Source organism: Dolichospermum sp. LEGE 00246, from assembly GCF_015207865.1.
GTDB lineage: Bacteria > Cyanobacteriota > Cyanobacteriia > Cyanobacteriales > Nostocaceae > Dolichospermum > Dolichospermum heterosporum.
Map to the genome: position 1 here is coordinate 1 of NZ_JADEWA010000446.1, position 4,506 is coordinate 4,506.

At 35.0% G+C, this 4,506-nt stretch carries 4 protein-coding genes; 2 read left to right on the forward strand and 2 right to left on the reverse strand.

Translation table 11 applies throughout. The features are described 5' to 3' along the window. The first annotated feature begins 8 nt into the window (after positions 1-8). Both IQ228_RS21800 and IQ228_RS21805 read left to right on the forward strand, forming a co-directional pair. Positions 9-1,166, forward strand: a complete 1,158-nt coding sequence (locus tag IQ228_RS21800; protein WP_228044005.1) for a hypothetical protein — start codon at positions 9-11, stop codon at positions 1,164-1,166. 11 nt (positions 1,167-1,177) lie between these two features. Then, a complete protein-coding gene (locus tag IQ228_RS21805; RefSeq protein ID WP_027402505.1) occupies positions 1,178-2,578 on the forward strand; it encodes a DUF2079 domain-containing protein in 1,401 nt (466 codons plus the stop codon). Positions 2,579-2,852: 274 nt separating this feature from the next. On the opposite strand, the gene IQ228_RS21810 is transcribed toward IQ228_RS21805, so the two are convergent. Continuing rightward, complete coding sequence (locus IQ228_RS21810) at positions 2,853-3,185, reverse strand: RNA-binding protein (RefSeq protein ID WP_027402506.1); 333 nt, start codon at positions 3,183-3,185, stop codon at positions 2,853-2,855. Positions 3,186-3,454: 269 nt separating this feature from the next. After that, the gene (locus IQ228_RS21815) at positions 3,455-3,991 is read right to left on the reverse strand and encodes a phycobiliprotein lyase (RefSeq protein WP_027402507.1); all 537 of its coding nucleotides are present in this window, start codon (positions 3,989-3,991) and stop codon (positions 3,455-3,457) included. Between the last annotated feature and the right edge of the window lie 515 nt (positions 3,992-4,506).

Genomic DNA, 4,506 nt, shown 5'->3' on the forward strand with positions numbered 1-4,506 from the left:
AAACATTATTGAAGTCAATAAAAGATAAGTTTGATCATATATTAATTCCCAGATATTTGGCAATTGGCATTATCTTTGCTATAACAATCAGATTAGTTTGTGTTCCCAATAAATCAGTAGATTATAAATATTTTTTAGATCCTTGGTATGATTTTATCGCGTCTCACGGTGGTTTCATTGCCTTAAAATATGGCTTCGCTGATTATACACCCTCATATCTTTACTGGCTTTTGATTGCCTCTACTCTGCTTTCTGGATTACCAAAAATTCTGGCAATTAAACTTTTTGCCATGAGTTTTGACTTTATTTGTGCATTTTTTACTTACAAAATTGTCAAGCTTAAATATCCTGTGGGGAGAATGGCAAATTGGGCTTTTTTAGCCGTTATCTTAAGTCCCACTGTAATTTACAATAGTTCCCTTTGGGGACAATGTGATGTTATCTATACCACGGGATTAATTGCTTGTGTTTACTTTTTATCTATTCACAAACAAATTCCTGCGTTAATCAGTTTTGGGCTGGCACTTTCATTTAAATTACAAGCAATGTTTTTAGCACCTTTGTTATTAATTTTATTAGTTAAAAAAAGAATATCTTGGTTATACTTACCAATAATTCCTTTAGCATATCTAGTAGCAATGTTGCCAGCTTGGATTGCTGGTAGACCAATAAAAGAATTACTATTGGTATATTTTGAACAGTCTAATAAATATAAAGAACTAGCTAAAAATGTCCCTAATCTTTATCAATGGATTCCTAATGAGTTTTATAACATTGTTGTGCCTATAGGGTTAATGTTAACTGTAACTGCCATACTTTTATTAGTGTATCTTGTTTATAGAAATAAATTAGAAATTACTCAAGATAGACTGATATATTTAGCTACAATGTCAGTATTTTTTATGCCATATCTTTTGCCAAAAATGCACGAAAGATATTTTTATCCTACAGATATTTTGTCTATTATCTTTGCTTTTTACTTTCCTCAATATCGTTGGGTAGCAATATCGGTGCAACTGGCATCATTTATTAGTTACTTGGGAACTCCTATATATATTCAATTGTTTTCTATTCCTTTAGGTTTTACTCTTTGGTTTATTGTGCGAAATTGTGATATGATCTACCAGAAATCAAAGCCTGATTTTTCCTTAAACATCAATAAATAATAAATTCTAATGTGGAAAAATTAATACCTAAAAATAACATTTCCGTAATTATTAGTATTAGTGCCTTAATTTTATTAGCAGCTAGTATTATTCGGCATGAGTTATTTAATTCATCTGGAGATTTAGCATTTTTTGATCAAACAGTTTACTTAATTAGTCAGGGAAAATTGCCAACTTCCTCTGTACTTGGTTTTCATGTTTTAGCTGATCATGCTGCTTGGATTTTGTATCCTATCGCCTTACTATATAAAATATATCCTCATGTCTATTGGTTGTTTGTAGTTCAGTCTGTTGCTTTGTCTTTAGGTGCTTTTCCTACATATTTACTTGCATTACAAGCAGGGTTGAAAGACAATCAAGCAATAGCAATGGTAGTTGTTTACCTACTATATCCAGTCCTATATAACAGTAATTTGTGTGATTTTCATCCAGATACTCTTGCTGTTCCTGCACTTTTGACAGCAGTTTTAAATGCAAGAAGCAAAAAAGTATTTTGGTTTTGTATAAATGTTTTGGTAGTATTGGGATGTAAAGCTGTACTTTCCTTGACAGTAGCAGCTATGGGTGTTTGGTTGCTACTATTTGAAAAACGGCGTTTGTACGGTTTCATAGCTATTATTAGTGGTTTAGCATGGTTTGTAATTGCTAACAAAATCATTATTCCTTTTTTTGGTAGCGAAGCAGCATTAGTCAGTCGGCATTTTTATCGTTATAGCTATTTAGGAAATTCATTTTCGGAAACATTACAAATTATCTTATTTCAACCAAAAATTATTATTAGCAACATTTTATCGTCTATAAATTTAGAATATTTGTTTTTTCTATTAGCACCTGTAATCTGGGGTTTAATACCTAAATACATGACACCATTAATAGGTGCGATTCCTTGTTTAGCATTAAATATACTTGCTGATCATCCTTCACAAAAAAACGTAATTTTACATTATTCTTTACCAGCAATTCCCTTCATAATGTTAGCATTAATTGCTAGTATTGCAGCAGATAAAGCATGGCTAAAACAAAAAAGAGTAATTTTTTTATGGTCTTTAATTTGGTTTTTGATTTTAGGTAAATGGGGTTTCTTTATTTCCAAATATCTTAATTCTGTAGATAATTGGCAAGCTACTAAAGAAGCAATATCTTTAGTGAAAACTCAAGACAGTGTGTTGACTACAGATGTAATTACTCCACATTTAACCCATAGGCAACAGATTAGTTTTAAATATAAACTCCATGAGTTGAATAATTTTCATTATATATTACTTAATACCCGCCATCCTGGCTGGGGCGCAACAGTAGAAGATTATAATAATTTGACTAAGGAATTAAAAAAGCGTTCTGATTTTAATTTAAAATATCAACGTGATGATGTATATCTCTTCGTATATAAAAAAATGGCATTGCCGATTTGAGGTATGAAGATAATTTTTGATGATTTTACAACCCTTGTAGAGACGTTACATGGAACGTCTCTACAGCTAAATTCATAAGCTGTTGTGCATTTAGTTTGTATAATTCTAGCGGGCAAGATGCTACAAAGTTCGAGTAAATTATGGTTATCAAATTTAGCTGCGTAACAGCTTACTTGGTTTCAGCAACGCCAAAAAAATTACCCACCCCGCCGACGGAATAGGCAATTTTCAAGAATTTAATAACTAAAAAACTTTAGTTAGATTTGGCTTAGACTTAATAGCGACCACCGCCGCCGCCGCCGCCACGGTTGCCACCGCCACCGCTGTAGCCACCACGTCCACCACCACCTGAAGGACCTCTGTCTTCTTTGGGTTTTGCTTTGTTTACTTTCAAATCACGACCCATCCATTCAGCACCATCAAGGGCATCAATAGCAGCCTGTTCTTCAGCATCAGTACCCATTTCCACAAAACCGAAGCCGCGCAAGCGACCTGTCTCACGGTCAGTGGGAAGCTGAACACGTTTCACAGCACCATATTCCGCAAAAACTTGACTCAGCGCATCTTGTGTAACTTCATAAGAGAGGTTACCCACGTAAATTGACATAGAATATTTCCAAAATCATAAGAGTGTAGAGATTTAGATTTCGGAGAAAAGTCTGTAAATACCAAAAGGGAAAGCCTGTCAATACTAACCACAAACATCACTGCCGAATTAATTCCCACTTCTCAATGATTACACAAAAAATCATAATTGTGGGAAGAAGTTAAAAAAATGTTGTAAAAAGTCATATTTGTTGCTTATGATCAGTCCCACCTGTAAGTTATGCCCGTTAATTAACCCTATCCCCTGCATTTCAGCCATGAACCGCTCGATTATATTCGCTTCTCCAGGTATTGACCAATCATTAATTGTTCACTGGCACGGGAAATGATGCTTTGTCGGGTACGATATTTACTACCAATGAGTTTAATCTCTTCCTCAAATACTGAATTATTATATTCAGTTCGCAAACACAGAGTTTGAGGATTTGATAAATAATAATCTGCTGTAACTGGTTTAGAGGTGGCAAAACCACGATCTCTATATAATAAATTCCCCAAAGCCCCGAATAGGGTTAAGCCTTGAGATTCTCGTCTGACTTTAATTATATCAGTGCTTTGCCAAGATACTTCAGCACCACAGGTCAAACTTTGCAAATCTACTAAATTATGGAGTTGGGCTAGTTTTTCCAATTCCTCACACCCCTGTTCTAAAAATCGGATGGTGATTATACTCTCCATTTCCTTGGTTTCTCCCTGGGGTAGGGTGTAGTAACGTCGTTCTGAGTGCCATTCACCTACCGATTCCTCAAAGAATGCGGCAATCTGCCTGTCATCAGCGGTTTTAACCAGTTTGAGGGATGCTTTCACTGTTTACTTTCCTCATTTATCCATAAATTCTTGCTTGATTTTCTATATCTTTCTGTGCTATCTGCTACTAGGCTATGGTAATACATCTGGCTTTACCGGATATAGGTATAAAAGGCAATTATTATTTACTATTCTTAATATAGAAGTGAATCATAGAAAATGCCAGGGGGAAATTCAGATAAGTAGTGAGACAGAATTAATTACACAATGTCATTGTGTAAGCGTGGCGTGGCGTTAGCCATATGGAACGAAGTGAAGCAATCACAACCCTGGCGATTGCTTCCCTTCGCTCGCAATGACTGTAAATATTTTTGTCCAATTACTTAAGTGGGTTGGCGTTGAAAATTGTCGTTATGGCAAGGCAAAAGGCAAGAGGCAATAGACCGTTCTATAAAACTTACCCAAAATTACCAAAGTCTAGACACATCTGGACAGCGATAATCTTAGTGTTTATTTCCTGCTTCATCGTGGTCTTAGAATGACTTCTAAGAGGTTTTTCCACTCGACAGACAATC